Annotated in this window: 18 protein-coding genes; 7 read left to right on the forward strand and 11 right to left on the reverse strand. The window is 57.5% G+C overall.

The features are described 5' to 3' along the window. Nucleotide 1 precedes the first annotated feature (1 nt). The 9 genes from HQL76_10515 to HQL76_10555 all read right to left on the reverse strand — a co-directional run bounded on the left by HQL76_10515 (nt 2) and on the right by HQL76_10555 (nt 8655). Nucleotides 2-400 (reverse strand): type II toxin-antitoxin system VapC family toxin, encoded by a 399-nt coding sequence (locus tag HQL76_10515; protein ID MBF0109597.1) that lies wholly within the window; start codon nt 398-400, stop codon nt 2-4. Next, nucleotides 397-786, reverse strand: a complete 390-nt coding sequence (locus HQL76_10520) for a hypothetical protein (protein ID MBF0109598.1) — start codon at nt 784-786, stop codon at nt 397-399. Before HQL76_10520 ends, HQL76_10515 begins: the two co-directional genes overlap by 4 nt. Next, on the reverse strand, nt 783-2582 hold the full coding sequence (locus HQL76_10525) for a hypothetical protein (protein MBF0109599.1): 1800 nt from the start codon (nt 2580-2582) through the stop codon (nt 783-785). Before HQL76_10525 ends, HQL76_10520 begins: the two co-directional genes overlap by 4 nt. 47 nt (nt 2583-2629) lie before the next feature. Next, on the reverse strand, nt 2630-3292 hold the full coding sequence (locus tag HQL76_10530) for a class I SAM-dependent methyltransferase (GenBank protein ID MBF0109600.1): 663 nt from the start codon (nt 3290-3292) through the stop codon (nt 2630-2632). A 60-nt stretch (nt 3293-3352) separates the two neighbouring features. Further along, entirely contained in the window at nt 3353-4810 is a 1458-nt protein-coding gene (locus HQL76_10535) for a glycosyltransferase (GenBank protein MBF0109601.1), read from the reverse strand. Nucleotides 4811-4813: 3 nt separating this feature from the next. Continuing rightward, entirely contained in the window at nt 4814-5743 is a 930-nt protein-coding gene (locus HQL76_10540; protein ID MBF0109602.1) for a GDP-mannose 4,6-dehydratase, read from the reverse strand. Continuing rightward, nucleotides 5740-7041 (reverse strand): class I SAM-dependent methyltransferase, encoded by a 1302-nt coding sequence (locus HQL76_10545; protein MBF0109603.1) that lies wholly within the window; start codon nt 7039-7041, stop codon nt 5740-5742. Before HQL76_10545 ends, HQL76_10540 begins: the two co-directional genes overlap by 4 nt. 193 nt (nt 7042-7234) lie before the next feature. Continuing rightward, entirely contained in the window at nt 7235-7945 is a 711-nt protein-coding gene (locus HQL76_10550; GenBank protein ID MBF0109604.1) for a class I SAM-dependent methyltransferase, read from the reverse strand. A 44-nt stretch (nt 7946-7989) separates the two neighbouring features. Beyond that, nucleotides 7990-8655, reverse strand: coding sequence for a metalloregulator ArsR/SmtB family transcription factor (locus tag HQL76_10555; protein ID MBF0109605.1), 666 nt, complete (start codon nt 8653-8655; stop codon nt 7990-7992). Nucleotides 8656-8875: 220 nt separating this feature from the next. Here HQL76_10555 and HQL76_10560 point away from each other — a divergent pair, with 220 nt between their 5' ends. The 7 genes from HQL76_10560 to HQL76_10590 all read left to right on the forward strand — a co-directional run bounded on the left by HQL76_10560 (nt 8876) and on the right by HQL76_10590 (nt 15900). Further along, on the forward strand, nt 8876-9697 hold the full coding sequence (locus tag HQL76_10560) for a sterol desaturase family protein (protein ID MBF0109606.1): 822 nt from the start codon (nt 8876-8878) through the stop codon (nt 9695-9697). A gap of 22 nt (nt 9698-9719) precedes the next feature. Continuing rightward, nucleotides 9720-10970 carry a 4Fe-4S binding protein gene (locus tag HQL76_10565; protein MBF0109607.1) on the forward strand — a complete coding sequence of 417 codons (1251 nt, stop codon included), beginning with the start codon at nt 9720-9722 and terminating at the stop codon, nt 10968-10970. Next, the gene (locus HQL76_10570; GenBank protein MBF0109608.1) at nt 10943-12268 is read left to right on the forward strand and encodes a hydroxylamine oxidoreductase; all 1326 of its coding nucleotides are present in this window, start codon (nt 10943-10945) and stop codon (nt 12266-12268) included. Before HQL76_10565 ends, HQL76_10570 begins: the two co-directional genes overlap by 28 nt. Before the next feature lie 32 nt (nt 12269-12300). After that, nucleotides 12301-12798 carry a DsrE family protein gene (locus tag HQL76_10575; GenBank protein ID MBF0109609.1) on the forward strand — a complete coding sequence of 166 codons (498 nt, stop codon included), beginning with the start codon at nt 12301-12303 and terminating at the stop codon, nt 12796-12798. 102 nt (nt 12799-12900) lie between these two features. Then, nucleotides 12901-13842 (forward strand): VTT domain-containing protein, encoded by a 942-nt coding sequence (locus tag HQL76_10580; GenBank protein ID MBF0109610.1) that lies wholly within the window; start codon nt 12901-12903, stop codon nt 13840-13842. A gap of 11 nt (nt 13843-13853) precedes the next feature. Then, entirely contained in the window at nt 13854-14687 is an 834-nt protein-coding gene (locus tag HQL76_10585) for a hypothetical protein (GenBank protein MBF0109611.1), read from the forward strand. Nucleotides 14688-14808: 121 nt separating this feature from the next. Then, the gene (locus tag HQL76_10590) at nt 14809-15900 is read left to right on the forward strand and encodes a virulence RhuM family protein (GenBank protein MBF0109612.1); all 1092 of its coding nucleotides are present in this window, start codon (nt 14809-14811) and stop codon (nt 15898-15900) included. A 38-nt stretch (nt 15901-15938) separates the two neighbouring features. Here the strand turns inward: HQL76_10590 and HQL76_10595 are convergent, their stop codons facing one another. Both HQL76_10595 and HQL76_10600 read right to left on the reverse strand, forming a co-directional pair. Further along, nucleotides 15939-18005, reverse strand: a complete 2067-nt coding sequence (locus HQL76_10595) for a hypothetical protein (protein ID MBF0109613.1) — start codon at nt 18003-18005, stop codon at nt 15939-15941. Further along, nucleotides 18002-18772, reverse strand: a complete 771-nt coding sequence (locus HQL76_10600; protein ID MBF0109614.1) for an efflux RND transporter periplasmic adaptor subunit — start codon at nt 18770-18772, stop codon at nt 18002-18004. The genes HQL76_10595 and HQL76_10600 overlap by 4 nt, the downstream gene beginning before the upstream one ends. Nucleotides 18773-18779: the final 7 nt, after the last annotated feature.

The raw sequence follows: 18779 nt of genomic DNA on the forward strand, positions 1-18779 counted from the left end.
GTTACATCTCCAACACATTGACTGCAAGTCCAGGCACCGCAGCCGCCAAACGGTTGTCGTTGGTCCAAAGCGTATCGCATCCGTGGTACATGGCTGCCGCCAGGTGCAAAGCGTCTGGTGTCTTCAAACCATGACGGGCACGCAATTCGGCGGCCAGGATAAAGACGGAATCGGCCATGGACAACCGCCTGCTGGCAGCGAAGAACCGACGGAACCGGCGGATCAGTCCCTCCTGCCCTTGACGTATGGGCAACACCAGTGATTCCAATTCCACCAAGGCACTGTGGCAGATCACGGCAGACACTCTGGACAGTGCGTTCTCCACAACTGGCCCACACAACGGATGTTCCTCCACCAGATCGATGGCGATGCAGGTATCAAGATAGATGGTGGAACTCAATCCCAAGCCTCCCTTTCCGCTGCGATTTGGGCGTCGATCTCTTCGCCAGTCATGCATTCCTTACGCGGCAACCGGTTCTCTCGCAGCAAGCGAAGCAACGCCACGCTGTTGCCCTGGATTGTCTTCTCCGATGCTGATTTGTGTTGATTTTCCGTCACCCATTGGTTGGCAGATTGCATTTGCACCCATGCATCGTCCTCCCCGGATCGTTCCCTGTCCTGGGACAGCGCACGCTTGGCAACTTGCGACATCGCTCGATCCATTCCCTCATCCGACACGGATTCCAACACCGTGACCACGGCGCGACAAGGACCGTGCAACCGGGTTGGTTCCAACAATCGAATACGGCCATGGATGTCGATTTCCGCCTCATAGGAATGCATCATGGCCTGTCTCCTTCCAGATTTATCGGCGCACCTTGGAGAAGGCGCAAGTCCAGGACGACCACATCCTTCATGGAAAAGGTCTGGGCATGGGGAATCTGACGGATCACTTCGAACCCACGACTCTGTCCCTCCCGTTTCTTCTGGTTGGCGAATTCGATGAACGGACTGAAATATTTTAATTTTCCCTTGTCCAGAATCCGTGGTTCGACAACCAGATACATCACTCCATAACGCTCCCTGAGGGCGATCAACGGTTCCGGAGTGGTTGCCAGGTACGCCTCCATCAGGGCATAGGTCCGGGCACGCATTTCGTCGGTGAATTCTTTGTGAAAAGGCCAATGGGTTTCCTGATTGACCAGGACGGAACGGTGCGCGAGCAAGGGAATGGATTCCGTGATCCCCTTGGGCCACCCGGCGATCAGGGCGTCCTTGGGCAGGGTGCGCAGATAGTTCATGAGGGGTGCGGCGCCGGTGAGGTCCTTATCGATTCCACCATACTGCCCGCCCCGCCCCCCCAGCGTCAACAGACACGCCCCACCGACCAGCAGAACCGCCGTGGATCGTACAAAAGGACGACGCAACCAGGAACCGTTCCATCGGTTGCCAAACCAGACGGCCAAAGCGGCAACCGTCGCGGGAAGGGCAATCAGCAAAAAGAGTGACACCGTTTTTTCAAGATAGCGGAGCGGATAATAGAATTGAGGAGCAAACGGCTGCGAAAAAACATACCCCACCCCCCCCGCAGCCAGAAGGATCAACAAACGACGACCCGTCGGATCCCGAACAAGGTTCAGGCCATAACCCGCCAACATCACCAGCAGGAACATGCCGACCAGGAACCGGTCACGGGAGATGCCCAGGCTGGCCAGTTTCCATTTGGCCATGACCCTGAGGTCATAGAACCAGGGGTCCCCCCGATGCAGATCGGTCAAGGTCGCGAGGGAAAGATTGGCAAGGGTTTCCACCAGTGGTGGGGGTGGTTGACAGACGCTGACGACTTCCAGTCGTCCTTGTGGTCCGCTTTCGGGATAGGCATCACAGTATTTAGCCGTCAGCAAAGGACCATATCCTTCGGAGCCAAACCACTGTTTGCCCTCCAGCACCAGACACAAAAAAGCCGTTGCCGCCAGAAACAACACCCGTGATTTGAAGGACCAGGTACGCGCATCGCCACGATCGGATGCCGGCCAGACGATCAGCCACAGAAACAACATGCACCCACCGAGAACCGCGACCGGAGGATAGAACATCGCCGCGACCAGCACCACGGCGGCAACCAGGATCACCCGACCATACAACAATGCCGCCACGGCCAAGGCCAGCAGAGGAATGGAAAAATTACGTGGCATGCCACTGAGTTCCGGTCCGGAGGAAAGCATCAGCGCCATGGAAACCCAGACCCCAGCCCACCCGCTCAAACGATACGATGCCAACCCAACAGCCATCAAACCAAGAAAAAACAGCCCCACTCCCAGCATCTTGCTGAACAGGAGCGGTTCCATCCAGTGGGATGACAGGGCATAGATGGCCTGATAGCCGATGGGAGAGAGCCATTTGATATAGTCGAGATCCGGACTGTTGGGAAACAGTTCCGGATCGATGAAACGCAGCGCCGGGACGACGTAGGAGCGAGCGTCCCCATTGAAACGATACGGGTCCAGACCCAATTCAAGATAGTGACTCCAGATGGGACCGAACATCACCACCAATGCACCCACGAGCAACAAAAGAGGCCAACCGGATCGGACGACAACACGCCACATGGGTGGCCTGGAGAAATCAGAAGATAAACTCATTCATGTTTTTCCTTGGAAGAAGGAGTATCATCTCCTTCACGAGACGGTTATTCGTACCGCTTTTGCGCGGTAAAGACCCAACTGTACAAAAAATATTTGTCTACATCGACCTGGTAGCGCCGATCCATCAACCGATCCCTGATCACCACGTGATTTCGGATAAAAAATTCCTGATCCACCCGTTCCTCCTCGAAGGCCTCGCGCAAGGCACGCAAGGGCGGCGAGATCGGTCCCAACATACGGGTCGCCAATTCGACCATGCGCAGCATCCACAAACGGCCTGGTTCCATGATGAAAATTCTTCCTCCCGGCTTAAGCACCCGGTCCAACTCTTGACACGCCGCCGCATAGGCCGCCACACCCTTCAAATGGTGCAGCACCCCGTAGACAAAAAGGGCGTCAAAGGTCGCATCCGCAAACCCCATCGATTCCATCCGGTCGTTACGTACCTGGGCAATCCCCTCGGGAATATTGGCAATCAACGCCACATCCGGCTCGATCGCATGAAGACGGCGGTACCCCTTGGCGTAGAACTCCCGAAGGAAAAATCCAGAACCACACCCGACATCCAGAATGGCGGCCTGGCGGTCGGGCAGCAGCGCATACAACCGTGACAGGGCGACAATCCGATGCCGATGGCCCCTCGCAAGCCAACTTTCCTGCATTACGAGAGAATTTTGATTCCATCGCTCGGTATTGATATTCGACATGATCCATCCCCATGGATCTGGAGAAATGAAAACATGGTGCCCTGCCAGGAAGGCAATTTTTTATTCCGGTACATCCCGATGGATTATTTTTTCCGCCACGATCACCTGGTATGTAAACAGATCGTGTACCCCGAAATAAAATTCACGCAACGCAAAACCACTTTGATCCAACCAACGGCCCGTCTGTTCCCTGGAAACGATATGCGTCAATTCAGGCGGATGCAATTGGATCTTATCGTCGAACACCCGATGCAACATCCAATGCACCCCCTTCAGGACCCGGACCGTCAACCCATAGGCGGGTGGCCAGAACAGAACGATACACGCTCCTGGTTTGATGACCCGGTTGAATTCGCGCAGGATCGGAACGATTTGATCTTCCGGAAAATGCTCCATGACCCCCAGATTGAACAGTCCGTCATAGTATTGTGGCGGAGAAGGGATGGCAAAGATGGACCCATGGATCAACGTGACGTCACCGGAGTGATGTCGGGCATATTCGGTCAAGGCCTGTGCCGAGATGTCCAGGGCATCGATCCGCAACTGCCGCGCCATATCGATGTCCACCAGGCCGCTGCCGCACCCCGCATGAAGCACGCGCGCATTGCGCTCGAAAGTAGCACCAAGAAAGCGATTGACCAGAGGACGGATAATGAATCGTCGGTAAAAAATCGCGATCAGATCATAAAGCCATTTGCCACGATGACTTTGCGGCATCCAATAATCATTCCATGCAGTCTCTTCGGTCGATGGTACATGTCCGGTGACAGGCGCAAACGGTGCATGGTATCTCAGCGCACCCGAGGCAAAGCGGGTTTGCACTGCAAGCTTCATCAGATTTTGGATGCCCGAGAGTATATCCTTCAATCGGACCTTGGAGCGCCCGTAAGCCCGGGCCGGCAAAACAATGGGCACCTCCCGAATGGATACGCCGTTGAAGTGCAGCCGGTGCAGACTTTCGAAAAAGAAACCATAGCCTGGGTGTTGGACCATATCGAAAATTCCCCGGGGAATCCGGGACAGTCGATACAGCCGGAAAGCACCGGTGGCATCGTAGGGGAGTCCAAGGAGCCTGGAAGTCAAAAAGTGTCCGGTATGCGTCATCCATTTCCGCCACCAGATCCAGCCAGGAAGGCTGTGGCGGTCGGTAAACCGGGAACCGACCACCACGTCGGTCACGTCCGATTGTGCCAGGAATCGGGGAATCTCCTCCGGGGAATGGGTCAGATCCGAATCCATGGTGATGAGAATATTATAACCATTATCATAACTCCAGCGAATACCATCACGGTGGGCCGAACCGACACCCAGCTTGCCGGGACGGTGGAGAACATGAATCGTGGGGTCCTCGATGGCCTTCCGGGCCAGGAGCGCCCCTGTGCCATCCGGGGAATTGTCATCCACAAACAGCAGGTCGCTGTCCAGACCAAGATTTTTGATGCTTGAGATCACGATGCCAATGTTGTCGGCCTCGTTGTAGGTCGGGATCAAGATCAATATTTTCGATGATGCGTGCATGTCTCAGATATCCTGTTCCAGCTCGGCCTGGACCAGAATGGCCGCGAGGCGGGCCAGATTCGTCGTCGGGGCCCATCCTGTTTCCCGGTGCAGACGGGAGTAATCGCCAACCTTCGTGCCAGGAAGTTCCTGTTTTTTGAGCACGGAAGGATCCACGGACACATGATCGCGCCAATCCAGGCCGACCTGGTCGAACACCTCTGCCACGAAATCACGCACCCGATGCAACGAACCCGAGGCAATGATAAAATCATCGGGCCGGTCAAGCTCCAGAATCCGGACCATCGCATCGACATATTCGGGGGCATATCCCCAATCAACCTGGGCCTCCAGATTGCCCAACACCAATTGACGTTTTTCTCCCCGATGAATGGCGACCGCCGCCTGGACAATCTTTCGGGAAAGGAAATGACTCCGGCGTCTGGGGGATTCGTGGTTGTACAAAAACCCGACACTGCAATACAGGCGATGCCGATGCCGGTACATCCGGCACAGTTGAACACCCGCCGCTTTGGTGATGCCATAGGGACAGAGTGCATCCATGGGAGTATTTTCGTCCTGAGGGGTCTGCCTCGGCGTGCCGAATACATGGGAAGATGCGGCGTAAAACAGACGACTCTCCAGGGAATGGATGTGCATCGCCTCCAGGAAAGCCAGCAGCCCAAGCACATGAACCTCGACGCTGCGCCGCATGATTTCGCCGTCGTCCCGCATCATCTCTTCGGCGGAGTGATGATAGGCGGCCAGATGGAAGATTCGTTCTGGTCGCAGTTCCAGGAGAATGTTCCCGATCGAGACATCAGGTTCCAGCGTCCCGTCCGGAAGGTGCAGACCTTGACGACCGAGGCCGTACACCGCCACCCCCCGGGCCTTGAGATGTTCGGTCAAATAGCTCCCATCCTGACCGAGGCAACCCACCACCAATGCGTTCATGGCGCGGCGGCAATCTGTTCGATGGCAGGCAAGGGCAGGATCATCCGACCGCCTTGGCGCAGAAATTCGGCCTCTCTCCGAAGAATGAACGCGCGAAAATGCCACGGAAGAACCAAAAAACAATCGGGGTTCATGGCTTTGGCATCCTGTTCCGAGGCGATGGGGATGTGGCTTCCCGGAGTGACGCAACCCCATTTATCCTCATTGACATCGGCGATCAACGGTATCTCCCGCCGGGTCAGTCCACAAAATTGCAACAGAACGTTGCCTTTGGTCGAGGCGCCATAACCGAGTACCCGATGCCCCTCCCGCAGGTGGTGATCGATGACCTCGCGCAGGGCATCCCGATGAAGATGAACGCCTCTGGCAAATTCCCGAAAGGGTTCCATCCCATCCAGTCCGCGCTGTCGTTCACGTTCCAGCATGACGCTCAGGGAGTCGTCTGCCAAGCCCAACCCCAGGTTTTCCTTCGGGGTCAGAAAAATCCGGAAACTGCCGCCGTTGGCGTCATTGCAGGCGACACTCAGAATACGAAAACCGGCCCGTTGCGCCAGCCAGTGAATCTGATGCAGACCATAATATTCAAGATGTTCATGGCAGATGGTATCATAGGCAAGCCGTTCGAGCATCAAGGGCATGTAGCTCATCTCGATGACCCACAGGCCATCATCCGCCAAACACTCTCGAACCTCGCGCATGAAGGCCAAAGGTTGGGGCAGGTCATAAAACATGGCAATCGCGGTGATCACCCGGGCCTTGCGACTGCCAAACACACCTCGGAACCGCTGGGCGGCAAAGAAATCCGGGATCAGGGAGACGCCGGGGGGATAGAAACGTTCAAACTTGATGCCCGTCGGATCCATCCCGACCCGGTCCATGGCCTCGGGGTAGGCGGCCAGCAATGTGCCATCGTTGCTGCCAATATCCAGAATCAAATCCCCCGGAACCAGGGAAATCCGGGAGCGAATCTCGGCGACCAACCCGTGGAGGTGCTGCACCATGGAGGCGTTCAGCCCGGAACGATAACCATAGTTCATTCCGTACATCTGTCCAGGATCGAAATTATGGGCCAGTTGCAGCAAGCCGCATTCGGCCTCGCCCTCTCCGGCACATTTGACCAGTTCCAGAGGCCCAATCGGGACAGGATCCCGTTCATCCTTGGGAAAAATGCCTGTCATGGCCATGTCGCCAAGAGAAAGAACAGGCAACAAATGGTCCGACCCGCAGATGCGGCAACGGGAGATGGGATGAACGTGACCGGTTTGGGCGGTGAACGCCCGGCTGTCGGATTGCCGCATGAAGCACCTTCCCGCACTGGAAGCGTAACGAAAAAGCGAGGTTCTCCCACCGCTCCACCACCATCGGTTCCAATGGCAATACGGACGGATGGGCCCACTTATTCCCGGTCCACCAGGCAATCGATTTCCAGTGGACAATCTTCAATCATGGTACACGCAACGGAGACCATAAAGGCACTTTCGGTAAAACATGTCAAGAACAGAATCCGGAATCGACCCGTACCGCCTGGAAGAGGATAAACCAGGGATGACGCGACAGTTTGGCAAAGGTTTCCGGGGCCGTTTGCCGCATTTGCGGCTGGGGCCTGGGTTCGACCACCTTTTCGATTTGAAATCCCGCGCCGCCGAGGTCGGCGATCATTGACGAAAGCGGACGTCGATAAAAGACCATTGGGTATTCCCTCGGGCCGAATTCCGACCAGACCTGGGTCAATCGCTCCACGGCAAAATAATCGCTCCCCCCCCAGGACTGATCGGCGCACGGGTGATGGGTGGAAAACAGCAAGCGCCCTCCTCTGACCAACACCCGGTGAAACTCCGCAAAGACCGACTGCCAATCGGCAAGGTAGTGCATCGTCAACGAACAAAACACCAGATCCACCGATCCTTCATCGAGAAACGCCAACGGCTTCGCCAAATCGGCAAGCACCACCCGTCCATCCTCGCCAAGGCGTCTTCTGGCAAGTTCGACCATGGATGGATCGTTGTCCACCGCCACCACCCGAGCGCCACGCTCCTGCATCCAGGCCGCATGATAACCCACGGCGCATCCGGCATCGAGAATTCGCACCCCCCGCAGATCCTCCGGCAAGAGCGCCCTCATGGCGGGACGTTCGTACTGGGCATTGTAGGCGTTGTCACCGCTAAAATGGTCATAGGCGGCGGCAAAAGATTTAAATTCCATGGTTTCGCTCCCTCAACGCCACGACATGTCGGGCCAACAGGTTCTCATCCCGAATGCTCGACCGGAAACTCATCCTGTCGCCACTCCGGAAACCCCTCCTCCAATCGCCTGGCGTCGAACCCCTTTTCCCGCAGGCGCGCCACCGCTTCAAAAGACAGGACACAGTAGGCGCCCCGGCAGTAGGCCACCACCTCCCGTTCCTGGGGCAGTTCGTGAAACCTGCGCTCCAGTTCCCGCAGCGGAATATTGAACGCCTTGGGCAAATGCCCCGCCGCATATTCTTCCGGTGGCCGCACATCCAGCACGGTCACCGTCCCGGCGCGCATTCTTTCCAGTAACTCCCCTCTGGGAATCGGCTCCATCCCATCCCGGGTCAAGAGATAATTTTGCACCAGTGCGTTGACCTCATCCAGCCTGCGTTCGGCGATGCCGCGAATGACCCGCAACAGAGTCACCACCTCCGGATCACCCAGCGCATAATGAACATAAAGTCCCTTCTTGCGCCCCGTCACCAGTCCGGCATGCCGCAACTGCTGCAAATGTTTCGAGGTATTGGCCACCGACAACCCGGAAATCTGGGCCAATGATTCCACCGTTCGTTCGCCCTGCGCCAGATACTCCAACAAGGCCAGCCGGTGTCCCTGCCCCACAGCCTTGCCGATGCGGGCCAGATGCTCGAACAATTCCTGCTTGAAAAAATCGCTTGACATTATGTTTTACTTTTTGGTTGAATATTCTTCGATCATATGGTTGAATAATCCAGTGAGCGTTGTCCACCCGTTCTTCTCGGGACGGATCGTTCCATGGATCGTTCCAGAAAAGATCTTCCATGACAAGAAGTTTTTCATCCCCATGAAACCAATGGCATGATGCCAGGGATCGTCTTCCCCCGCGATCCTCGCGCCAATGCGCCAACCGGAGAAAAAGAAAATGCACGATGAATCAATGCTGCGATTGGGAGTTTTTCTTGGCGTGCTTGCCGCCATGATGATCTGGGAAGTGATCGCGCCGCGCCGCGGTCGCACCCTTTCGCGCAAGGAACGATGGCTGCCCAATCTGGCCCTTGTGGCCATCGACACCTTTCTGGTCCGGCTGCTGTTTCCCATCACGGCGGTGGGTCTGGCCAGTCTCGGACAGGAACGGGGATGGGGCATGCTCAACCAGTTCACGCTCCCCGGATGGCTGGAACTGCTGCTGGCCCTGATGTTGCTGGATCTGGTCATCTATCTTCAGCATGTCGCCTTTCACGCCTTGCCGGTCCTGTGGCGATTGCATCTGGTGCATCATGCCGACCTCGATTTTGATGTGACCACCGGCTTGCGTTTTCATCCCATCGAAATCATCCTGTCCATGGGACTCAAACTGGCGGCGGTTCACGCCATCGGCGCCTCTCCCGCGGCGGTGATGACGTTCGAGATTCTGCTCAACGCCATGGCCCTGTTCAACCATGGCAACGTGCGCCTGCCGGAAGGGATCGATCGGGTGCTGCGTTGGTTCGTCGTCACCCCGGACATGCACCGCTCGCATCATTCCCACCTCTCCCCGGAAGCCAACATGAATTTTGGGTTCAACCTTTCCTGGTGGGATCGTATTTTTGGAACCTATTGGCCCCGTCCCGCCGAAGGCCACGAGGCCATGGAGATCGGTCTGGAACATCAGAGAGAACCAGAAAAATGTCAACCCTTGACTGCCCTGCTGCTCATGCCCGTGTACTCCAGGCTGGGGGAATACACCATCAATCGGCGCTGGTAGACCACGAAAAAGGATGGGGTCCATGCAACCGATCGGTCAGACCGCCCTGTCGGGTGAGAAAAAAAACGCGCCAAGTCACGATGCCGACCTCCGGTCCCCGGCCAGGGTCTGTCCCGCAAAACCTCGCCCAAAACGATTCATGCCCGTGGGTCAACAACGGTCACTCGCGGGACGTTACCCATGGTGGGTCAAGGGGGTGTCGCTGTTGGCGTTTTTCTGGGCGTTCATGGGTTGGCTCAACGAAACCTGGTTCTTCAAGTTCGACAATGCCATCTGGCTCAATCGTTATACCGAAATGGTCCTCATCCTGGCGTTTGGCCTCTGGCGCATCGTCGCGGAAAAAAATCCATACAATCGGCGACGTTTGATCATCCTGGTGGGCAACGTCACGGTGTTGTGGTGGCTGATCCCGTGGCTGTTTCCCTTCATCGAGCCTTATGTTGGCTATCTGGGGGTCCTGCCCGCCTTTCCCTCGCTGCACACCCCGGGCACGATCACCTTTTTCCTGGTGCTGGGAGCGGTGTTTCTTTTCGGCAGGCGAATCATCTGCGGGTGGAACTGTCCCTGCGTCGGCATCCGAGAGGTGGTGGGGTTTCCCTTCCGTCAGGCGGACCATGTCCCCCGTGGTCCCTGGGCCTGGCGTCTGCGGCATCTCAAGTGGTTCTGGCTGGCCCTCTACGTGGGGGCAATGTGGGTCATGACCCGTCCGGCGAACAACATCACGGCGGGTTATCTGGGCTTTTTCGGACTGATGGTGGCATTTCCCTATTTTATTTCCATGATGCTCTCTCCCTGGGTCGGCAACCGCGGGTATTGCCGTTATTTGTGCCCCTATGGCGCCACATTCGGATTGTTGAATAAAGTCGGACCGTTTCGTATCGATTATACTGCCGACACCTGCACCCGGTGCGGCCTGTGCGAGAAAGTCTGTGATATGGGCATTGCCGTATGGAAGATGGGCGCGGCACGAGGCACGATCGACACCACCGAGTGCATGGGGTGTGGCCGTTGCGTCAGCGAATGCCCGACCAACAGTCTGGCCTTTCACGATGCCCGCAATCTGTTGTTTCCGGCGCTGCGCCAGGACCGCTTCCGGTTGCGTCGTCTGGCAGATTGGAACCGGACCGCCACCCGGTGGCAGAGTGCCGGATTTGCTCTGGCGCTGGCCCTGGCGCTGGCGGGGGGGTGGTATTATTCCGGTCGCATCGGCAGCGGCAGGGAACTCATCGACAATTTGGGGACACTATGCGGATTGGCCATTTCAACCTGGTAGCCGTGCTGCTCGTCTGCCCCTGGCTGGCGTGGTCCGGCCTGCCGGAAAACCCCAGGGGAACAGGCGAAAATGCCGATCATTGGCAGCCCGATCCCATGCACGAATACTGGGATCCAGGCACCTTTCACCGTCCCGAGAAGGTGGTCGAGGGGGTATTCAAGGCCGAAGAATGTCTGGAATGCCATACCGCGTTGACACCGGGCATCGTCAAGGATTGGCAGGCCAGTCGTCATGCCAGCGCCAAGGAGCCGGTGGCCTGTCCCGCGTGTCATGGAGCGGATCACCAGAAACTGGTATTTCCGACACCCCAGACCTGCGGCGCCTGTCATCCCCAAAGGCTGGCCCAGATGGAGGAGGAAAAAAAATATGGCTTCCCCAGTCATGCCCTGGCCATGGAACGGGCCGTGGACAGCAAACACTTTGCCGACAAACCCAAGGCGGAAGTGGCTTCTTGCCTGCAATGCCATTCGGTGGCCACCAAATGCGATTCCTGTCACACCCGCCACCGCTTCGACCCCGCCGAAGCGCGACGGCCCGAGGCCTGTCTGACCTGCCACAGTGGTCCGCCCCACCCCGACGACGATGCCTATTTTTCCAGCGCCCATGGAAAAAAATACATCGCGGAAGGAACCTCGTGGAACTGGAACAAACCCCTGACAAAGGGCCATTATCCCATCCCCACCTGTGCCTATTGTCACATGAAGGATGGCAACCATCAGGTGGCGGACAAGGCGGTATGGAAATTTGGCATCCGTGAGGTCAACCCGGAAACGGCGGAAAACAAAATCAAACGCAAACGTTGGTTTTCAACCTGCGCCGATTGTCACCCGCCCGAGACCGCCCCGGCTTTCTTTCGGGAACTGGATAACGAACGCCGGTCGGCCTGGCAAAAACTCTACGGCGTGGAACGACTGCTCAAGGATCTGCGCAGCGCTTCCTTGTTGCGCCCACAGGCCCGGGAACGCCCCCCCTACCCCATGGACTGGCTGGCAAGACTGTGGCCCAGGGAACGGATCGGTTTCTACGAAGGGCAGGCTTCCGCCTTCTACAATGTCAGCGCCATCGAACGCGACTATTTTGAGATGTGGTATTTTGACAACCTGGGGGCCTATAAAGGGATGGCCCACGGTGCGAAGGAAATGTCCCATCGCTTTCATGATCGCCTGGACGCCAAGGCCCGCGACATCGCCACGACCGGCCAACGTTTGCGCAAGAGCGATGAAATCGATGCAACGGTAACGCCAAGCCCCCTGTGGATGGATGGGGAATACACCCGGTTCAACCGGGATCACAATTGACCTGAAGGAATAAAAACATGATTCAGAAACAAATGCTCACCCTCATAATGGCCCTGGTCCTCCTTGTCTGTTCCCCGGTGCCAGGAATCTCCGCTCCGGAGCAACCCCTCAACGATGCCGATGCCCTCAAAGGGGTCACCGAGGGCAAAGTGGTCTTCGACATCGGCATGGCCAACGCCCAGACCCTGCCGCTCTATCTCAAGGTGATTGCCCAAACCCATGCAGACCTTGTGCGACAACAGGTCAAACCGTCCATCGTCCTGGCGTTCCATGGTGGCGCGGTAAAACTGGTCTCCACCAACAGAGAGGCGTTCCCTCTGGAGCAACATCCCTTCCTGGCGGAAATCGCCAGCCTGCTCACCGATTTGCAGAAAAAACCCGGCGTTCGCATGGAGGTCTGCGGCCTGGCCACCAGGCTCTTCGGAGTGGAAAATGCCACCATTCTTCCAGGCATCAAAGTGGTCGGCAACACCTTCGTGTCCCTGACCGGATACCATGCCCAGGGATATGCCGCCATTCCGATCTATTGAGGCGCCGACATTCATGATCATGACACCATGCAAGGAGTCCTCCCGATGAACACACCTTCCCCTGCCACCGCACAAAGCGATACTCCAACCATCATTCGTTGGATGACAGGTCTTCTGCTCCTGGTCGCCATCGCCCTGGCGTTTCATTATCGGGCGCAGCTGGATCCGGCGCGGTTGGAATCCCTGGTACACGGATGGGGGAAATCGGGCATGGTGTTGTTCGTCGTGCTGTATGCCCTGGCCACGGTGCTTTTTTTGCCGGGATCGGTCCTCACACTGGCCGGAGGGGCGACGTTCGGTCCCTGGCTGGGAGGTATTCTCTCCCTGCTGGGGGCAACACTTGGCGCGGGGATTGCTTTTCTCATCGCCCGTTATCTGGCCGGAGCGTGGGTTGCCAAACGCGCGGAGGGATTGGCCGGGCGTTTGTTGGCCGGCGTGGCGGCGGAAGGGTGGCGTTTCGTGGCCTTTGTACGCCTGGTACCCGTCTTTCCTTTCAATCTGCTCAACTACGCCCTGGGACTGACCCGTATCCGTTTCAGCCACGCCATGATCACCTCTCTGATCTGCATGGCCCCCGGCGGCCTGGCCTACGCCTGGCTCGGCCATGCCGGACGTGAGGCCGCCACGGGTTCCGCCGATGCGGTGCGTGCCGGCATGTGGGCGCTGGCCCTGTTGTCGGTGGTGTTGTTGATTCCCCGTTGGGTCAAACAGGCGCGTCAGGCCAAAAGTCGCTTGACCATCACCCACCTCAAGGAAATGTTGGCGTTGGCAAATCCTCCCGTGGTGTTGGATGTCCGCGATGTCGCCGATTTTGTCGGAGAAAACGGTCACATCCCCGGCTCCATCAACATCCCGTTGCCCGAGCTGGAACAACGCCTGGACGAGATACGTTCCATCGCCCGTCCCCTGGCGATCATCTGCCATACCGACCGCCGGTCCGCCGAAGCGTTCCGGCGGCTGGATGCTCTTGGTATCGGCCCGATTTATTTGGTAAATGGTGGAATCAAACAGTGGCGACTGGATGGTTTTCCGGTAGAACAATGATGAAATCAATAATGAAACTGTTATTGCTTGGTCCATGCCTGAGCATCTGCCACCTGGCCTTCCCCGCGGAGGCCGCGAATGCGAAGCCCCGTCATGCCATCGTGGCGGATTGTCTTTCCTGCCACCGGGAACGGGATACGGCCCTGGTCACGGTCTGGGAAAAAAGCCGACATGCCCAGGCCGGGATCGCGTGTTCCGCCTGTCATGGCACGGAACATCAGGGATCCATGGCAGCCCGTTCCCGACGCAACGAGACCTGCATCGGGTGTCATCCGAGGGAGAGCGGCAGTTACACCCTGTCCAAACATGGTGTGATCGTCACCCTGGAGGGGACACGATTGGACCTTACCCAACCCTTGAAGGAGGGAAACCAACGCGCCCCCACCTGTCCCTATTGTCATTTTCACGATGGCGCCCATGATTCGGCGGCAGGAATTCTCCCTTTGGACACCCTGGGCGATCTCCCGTCCCCGAACGCGGCCATCCGCGCCGAGGCCCGCGCCACCCCTTGCCAGGACTGCCATTCGCCGCGCTTTGTGGCGACCTGGTTTACGACCGGTGACCGCATGGTGGCGATTGGACGCATGAAGGTCCGCGAGGCGATGCAGGTGGCGACAAACCTTGATGATCCGGAATCCAAGGCCATTCTGCAGCGCATGATCGACGACCACCTGCAAAATGTTCGCCTGGGGGTTGGGCATCAATCTCCGGACGACCAGTGGTGGCATGGCCATCCCGCCCTGGATGGTGATTTATTGCGCATTAAATCGCTGGCTGGGGATCATCTGTTACGCCGTAACCCGTCCGGATCGCCGTCTCCATTCCGGACCGGGCCATCGGACTGAAAAAAAACAGGGACGCCCGCGAACAAACGATCCACGGCGCATGAATATGGAAACGCTGCCGTTGACGATTCCTCAGAGGGCGGAACGAACTGCCCTGGAGAAAGAAATGGACGATGCTGCCATGACCCGGAAATCCTCCGGCGGATTGACCGTGCGCAACAGCACGGCGGAGTTCCTCATTTTCACCCGGCAAGCGGAGGAAGATGGCATCGAGGTCCGTTACCAGGAGGATACGATCTGGCTGAGTCAGAAGCTGATGGCAGAGTTGTTCGGCGTGGATGTGCGCACCGTCAACGAACATCTGAAAAACATTTTCACCACCGGCGAATTGGCTCCAGAAACAGTTATCCGGAAATTCCGGACAACTGCAACCGATGGAAAAAATTACCAAATCAAGTTCTACAATCTCGATGCCATCATCTCCGTGGGCTACCGGGTCAACTCGGTGCGCGCCACTCAGTTCCGCCAATGGGCGACGGGGGTACTGCGAGAATTTACCATCAAGGGCTATGTGTTGGACCGGCAGCGCATGGAGAACGGTACCTTTCTGGGCGAAGACTATTTTGAACGTTTGCTGGCGGAGATCCGGGAGATCCGACTCAGCGAGCGGCGTTTTTACCAGAAGATCACCGACATCTATGCCACGGCAGTGGATTACAACCGAAACGCCCCCACCACCCGATCCTTTTTCGCCAAGGTGCAGAACAAGCTGCACCATGCCATTCACGGCCACACCGCCGCCGAGCTGATCCGGGAACGAGCGGATAGCCGCAAGCCGCACATGGGGCTGACCAGTTGGGAATCCGCCCCAGAGGGGAAAATTCTCAAGACCGACGTGGGGGTGGCCAAAAACTACCTGACCGCCGAGGAGTTGGAGTCCCTGGGCCGCATCGTCAATGCCTATCTGGACCTGGCCGAAGAGCGCGCCCAGCGCAAGATCCCCATGACCATGGAGGACTGGGCCAAACGGTTGGATCGGTTTCTGGAATTCGATGACCGGGAAGTGCTCCAGAATGCGGGCCGCATCAGCGCCCAGGTGGCCAGGGACCATGCCGAAAGCGAATTCGAGAAGTACCGGATTATCCAGGACCGGATGTTTGAATCGGATTTTGATAAAGATGTGAAACAGATTGAAATCCAGACAAAGAGGCCGTTGGAACGGACCGGAAAGAAGGCCATTTCCTCCCGCAAAAGGCAGGGAGAGGAATGTTGATCGCGCTTTGGTTGGACGGATGTCGGTCCAGGAAACGATCAAAAAAGAATATTGCCAAGGATCCAGATACGGCCATTCTTGCTGGTACCGTCGCTGTCGGCCCCGGTACTCGTGGGATTGGGATTGTCGCCAATCTTTCGTGCCCAGGTGATGTGAACGCCGCCATGTTCGTCGGTCACCAGCGCGGCGCCGACGCCAAAACCGGACAGGGAATAGTCGTTGGGGGTGCCGGTCGCCAGGGCGTCTTCCCAGAGCTGATCGTATTGCGTGATGCGTCCAGTATCGTAGAAGGTAAAAAGTTGCGGTTCGCCAAAGTCGGTGCGACCAAAACTGTAGCGCAGTTCCGTGTTGCCCAGCCAGCCGAAATCTCCCAGCCCCTCGCCGACCGGATAGGCCCTGATCCCGGTGGGACCACCCAGTTGAAACTTTTCGGCGCTGTCAAGATTCTTCGAGGCGAACATGCCGTTGGCCGCCACGGTCCAGGAAAGAGATTCGGCCAACGACTGCCGTCGTTGCAGGCTCCAGTTGAATTTGCCGAAGTTTCCTTCCGTCCGGGCAGTCGTGGCATCGGTCGATTGATAGGAAACATTCCCGCCTAAATCAAGATTTCCCAGGCCATAGGTCAGATTCCAGGCAAGCTGTCCCTCAAAAGGATCGATCAGATCGCCCGCCGCGCCAAAGGTGTAGAGGTCAATCCACCGATCGTTAAGATTTTCACCGCTGAAAATGTTTTCGACATGTTTGCCATCATAGTTGGTCGAAAGCCAGACATTCTGCTGGCTGCTTCTTTTGAGAGGATAGCTGGCAAAGACCGAAAAGACGCTGGTATCGCTCGACAGGTTTTGCGGGACGATGGTTTCATCGATGTCAAGCTGCAACTGGGAATAGGACGTTCCCAGCTTGGCCCCGGTGGTTCCGAGGGGCATTTGGAAGGCCGCCTTGCCGGAAATCATCCCCTCGGCAGCGGCAGCGTTGATGGAAAACTGTTCCCCCATTCCGGCGGCGCTGTTGATGTTGACCTGCGCGTTGAGACGGTTGGTGCCGGTAAAACGGCTGCCGTAGTTGTCTCCCCAGAGGGTACCGGTAAAAAGACCCGATTCCTCGACCTTGGCCACAACATGCGTGGATCCGGGAAGACTGCCGGGTTCGAGGGTGGTCTTGACCGACTTGATCCCGGGAGTGTCGTTGGCAAGCAGGACAGCCCGTTCCAGGTCGTCCAGGCGCAGCGGGCTTCCCGGAGTGACGCCACTGGCAAGCTGCTTTTCGATAACTTCTGTTTTTACCACCTGACCGCCGCCATCGACCAGAATGCCCTCGAATCCCTTGCTCCCATCGACCACCCCTTCCTGAACCGCGATCCGGACCTGTCCGCCATCGATCTTCTGCGGTGGCAGATAGGCCTGTACCAGGGGATACCCCTTGGCCCGCAGGTGCGAAGCGACCGTTTCGGAGGCCTGTTTGATCTCATCCATCGTCAGGGCCCTGCCGGTCATGGGTTTGAGCAGATCATCGATCTCCTCGCGACTGGCGATGGTAACCCCGGTCACATCGAAACCCTTGACCTCGATCCGGGGGACGACCTCTTCTCCCTTGGGCTTCAGGGCCAGTTGCGACAGGGGGACCTTGAGACCCTGGATGGCCACGGCAACCTTGCCACCACTGACGACAGCCCGGGAAAGTTTCACCTCGGCATCGGGATGTCCGTTGCCCCGCAGATAGGCGGCGACGGCATGGACCGCCATCTCAAATTCGGGAAACCCAAGCTCCCGATTTTTCCACGGTTGCAACACCTGGTCGATCGCCTCGGCGGAAATCTCCGACAACCCCTCGATACGAAATTCATCGATCGACAACCTGAGCCGGGTCAGGGAGGTGGAAAGTCGCGGCATGTTGGCGCGGATCACCGTTTTTTTCGATCCCCCCGGCGACACCGCCGTTGCCGCGGCTTCGTCGGCGTGACGCTGGATTTCCGCCTGCAACCCTCCATCCAGATAGCGTTCATCCTCGGTGTTGGCGAGGGCCACCATGGCCGGAGAGGCCAGAAGAATCAAACCGATCCCTGACAATGGATGGCGGAAAAAACGCCGCGGCGGGTGGGTGGTCATGGCTCGGATCCAGGCGGCTCGAAGTTGATGGCGCATCGTTGTCCGGGTGGCAGTTCAAACTTGGGATTGGGTACCAGCAATCGGACGCGGAAGGTCGAACTGGCGGCATCGATGACACGATCGATGGTGGCCACCTTGGCGATAAAGGGACTTCCGACCAGTTTCGGCACCACCTCGAAAAATTGCCCGATCTTGATGCGACCAAAAAGAGTGGCCGGCAATACCGTTTCCACATGCAGGGGATCGAGTTGAGCAATACGAAAAATCCGCTCCTGTTTGACCAGATCACCTCGATTGCGATACCGATCAACGATGATACCACGGATCGGACTGGTGATGCTACGAAGCCGGATCTGCTCCCGCCGTTCCTTGAGTTCCAGTTCCGCCAGTTTTTGTTCGGTGGCGATTTCGTCGAGTTCCTGGCTGGAAAGAAGTTGACGCTGATGCAGGTCGGCATTGCGTTCGTAACGGCGGGCGCCATAGGCCGCCTTGGCCGCCAACACGTTGGCTGCCGCCTCCTGAACCGAGGAATCCAGTTGCGCCAGCAACTGATCCCGCTCCACCAGGTCGCCCCGATCCGCCTTGACCATCTTCAGGGTACCATCAACCGGCGTCCCGACATCGATTTCCATGGAGGGTTCGATCAGACAGATGGCGGCATTGTCCGATCGGGACGCGACGGTGGCAAGGGTCGTTTCGGACAGATCATCCGGAGCTGTCGCCAACGCCCTCGTGGCACCCAGACCACACACAAAAACAAAAAACATGATGATT

Source organism: Magnetococcales bacterium (assembly GCA_015228815.1).
Classification (GTDB): Bacteria; Pseudomonadota; Magnetococcia; order Magnetococcales; family UBA8363; genus UBA8363.

Excerpts from the sequence above, each read along its gene's own strand:
- HQL76_10535 (MBF0109601.1), bottom strand. The coding sequence starts at position 4,810 with ATGCACGCATCATCGAAAATATTGATCTTGATCCCGACCTACAACGAG.
- HQL76_10580 (MBF0109610.1), top strand. The coding sequence starts at position 12,901 with ATGACAGGTCTTCTGCTCCTGGTCGCCATCGCCCTGGCGTTTCATTAT.
- HQL76_10560 (MBF0109606.1), top strand. The coding sequence starts at position 8,876 with ATGCACGATGAATCAATGCTGCGATTGGGAGTTTTTCTTGGCGTGCTT.
- HQL76_10530 (MBF0109600.1), bottom strand. The coding sequence starts at position 3,292 with ATGTCGAATATCAATACCGAGCGATGGAATCAAAATTCTCTCGTAATG.
- HQL76_10545 (MBF0109603.1), bottom strand. The coding sequence starts at position 7,041 with ATGCGGCAATCCGACAGCCGGGCGTTCACCGCCCAAACCGGTCACGTT.
- HQL76_10540 (MBF0109602.1), bottom strand. The coding sequence starts at position 5,743 with ATGAACGCATTGGTGGTGGGTTGCCTCGGTCAGGATGGGAGCTATTTG.
- HQL76_10595 (MBF0109613.1), bottom strand. The coding sequence starts at position 18,005 with ATGACCACCCACCCGCCGCGGCGTTTTTTCCGCCATCCATTGTCAGGG.
- HQL76_10550 (MBF0109604.1), bottom strand. The coding sequence starts at position 7,945 with ATGGAATTTAAATCTTTTGCCGCCGCCTATGACCATTTTAGCGGTGAC.
- HQL76_10570 (MBF0109608.1), top strand. The coding sequence starts at position 10,943 with ATGCGGATTGGCCATTTCAACCTGGTAGCCGTGCTGCTCGTCTGCCCC.
- HQL76_10555 (MBF0109605.1), bottom strand. The coding sequence starts at position 8,655 with ATGTCAAGCGATTTTTTCAAGCAGGAATTGTTCGAGCATCTGGCCCGC.
- HQL76_10565 (MBF0109607.1), top strand. The coding sequence starts at position 9,720 with ATGCAACCGATCGGTCAGACCGCCCTGTCGGGTGAGAAAAAAAACGCG.
- HQL76_10590 (MBF0109612.1), top strand. The coding sequence starts at position 14,809 with ATGACCCGGAAATCCTCCGGCGGATTGACCGTGCGCAACAGCACGGCG.
- HQL76_10600 (MBF0109614.1), bottom strand. The coding sequence starts at position 18,772 with ATGTTTTTTGTTTTTGTGTGTGGTCTGGGTGCCACGAGGGCGTTGGCG.
- HQL76_10575 (MBF0109609.1), top strand. The coding sequence starts at position 12,301 with ATGCTCACCCTCATAATGGCCCTGGTCCTCCTTGTCTGTTCCCCGGTG.
- HQL76_10520 (MBF0109598.1), bottom strand. The coding sequence starts at position 786 with ATGATGCATTCCTATGAGGCGGAAATCGACATCCATGGCCGTATTCGA.
- HQL76_10525 (MBF0109599.1), bottom strand. The coding sequence starts at position 2,582 with ATGAGTTTATCTTCTGATTTCTCCAGGCCACCCATGTGGCGTGTTGTC.
- HQL76_10585 (MBF0109611.1), top strand. The coding sequence starts at position 13,854 with ATGAAACTGTTATTGCTTGGTCCATGCCTGAGCATCTGCCACCTGGCC.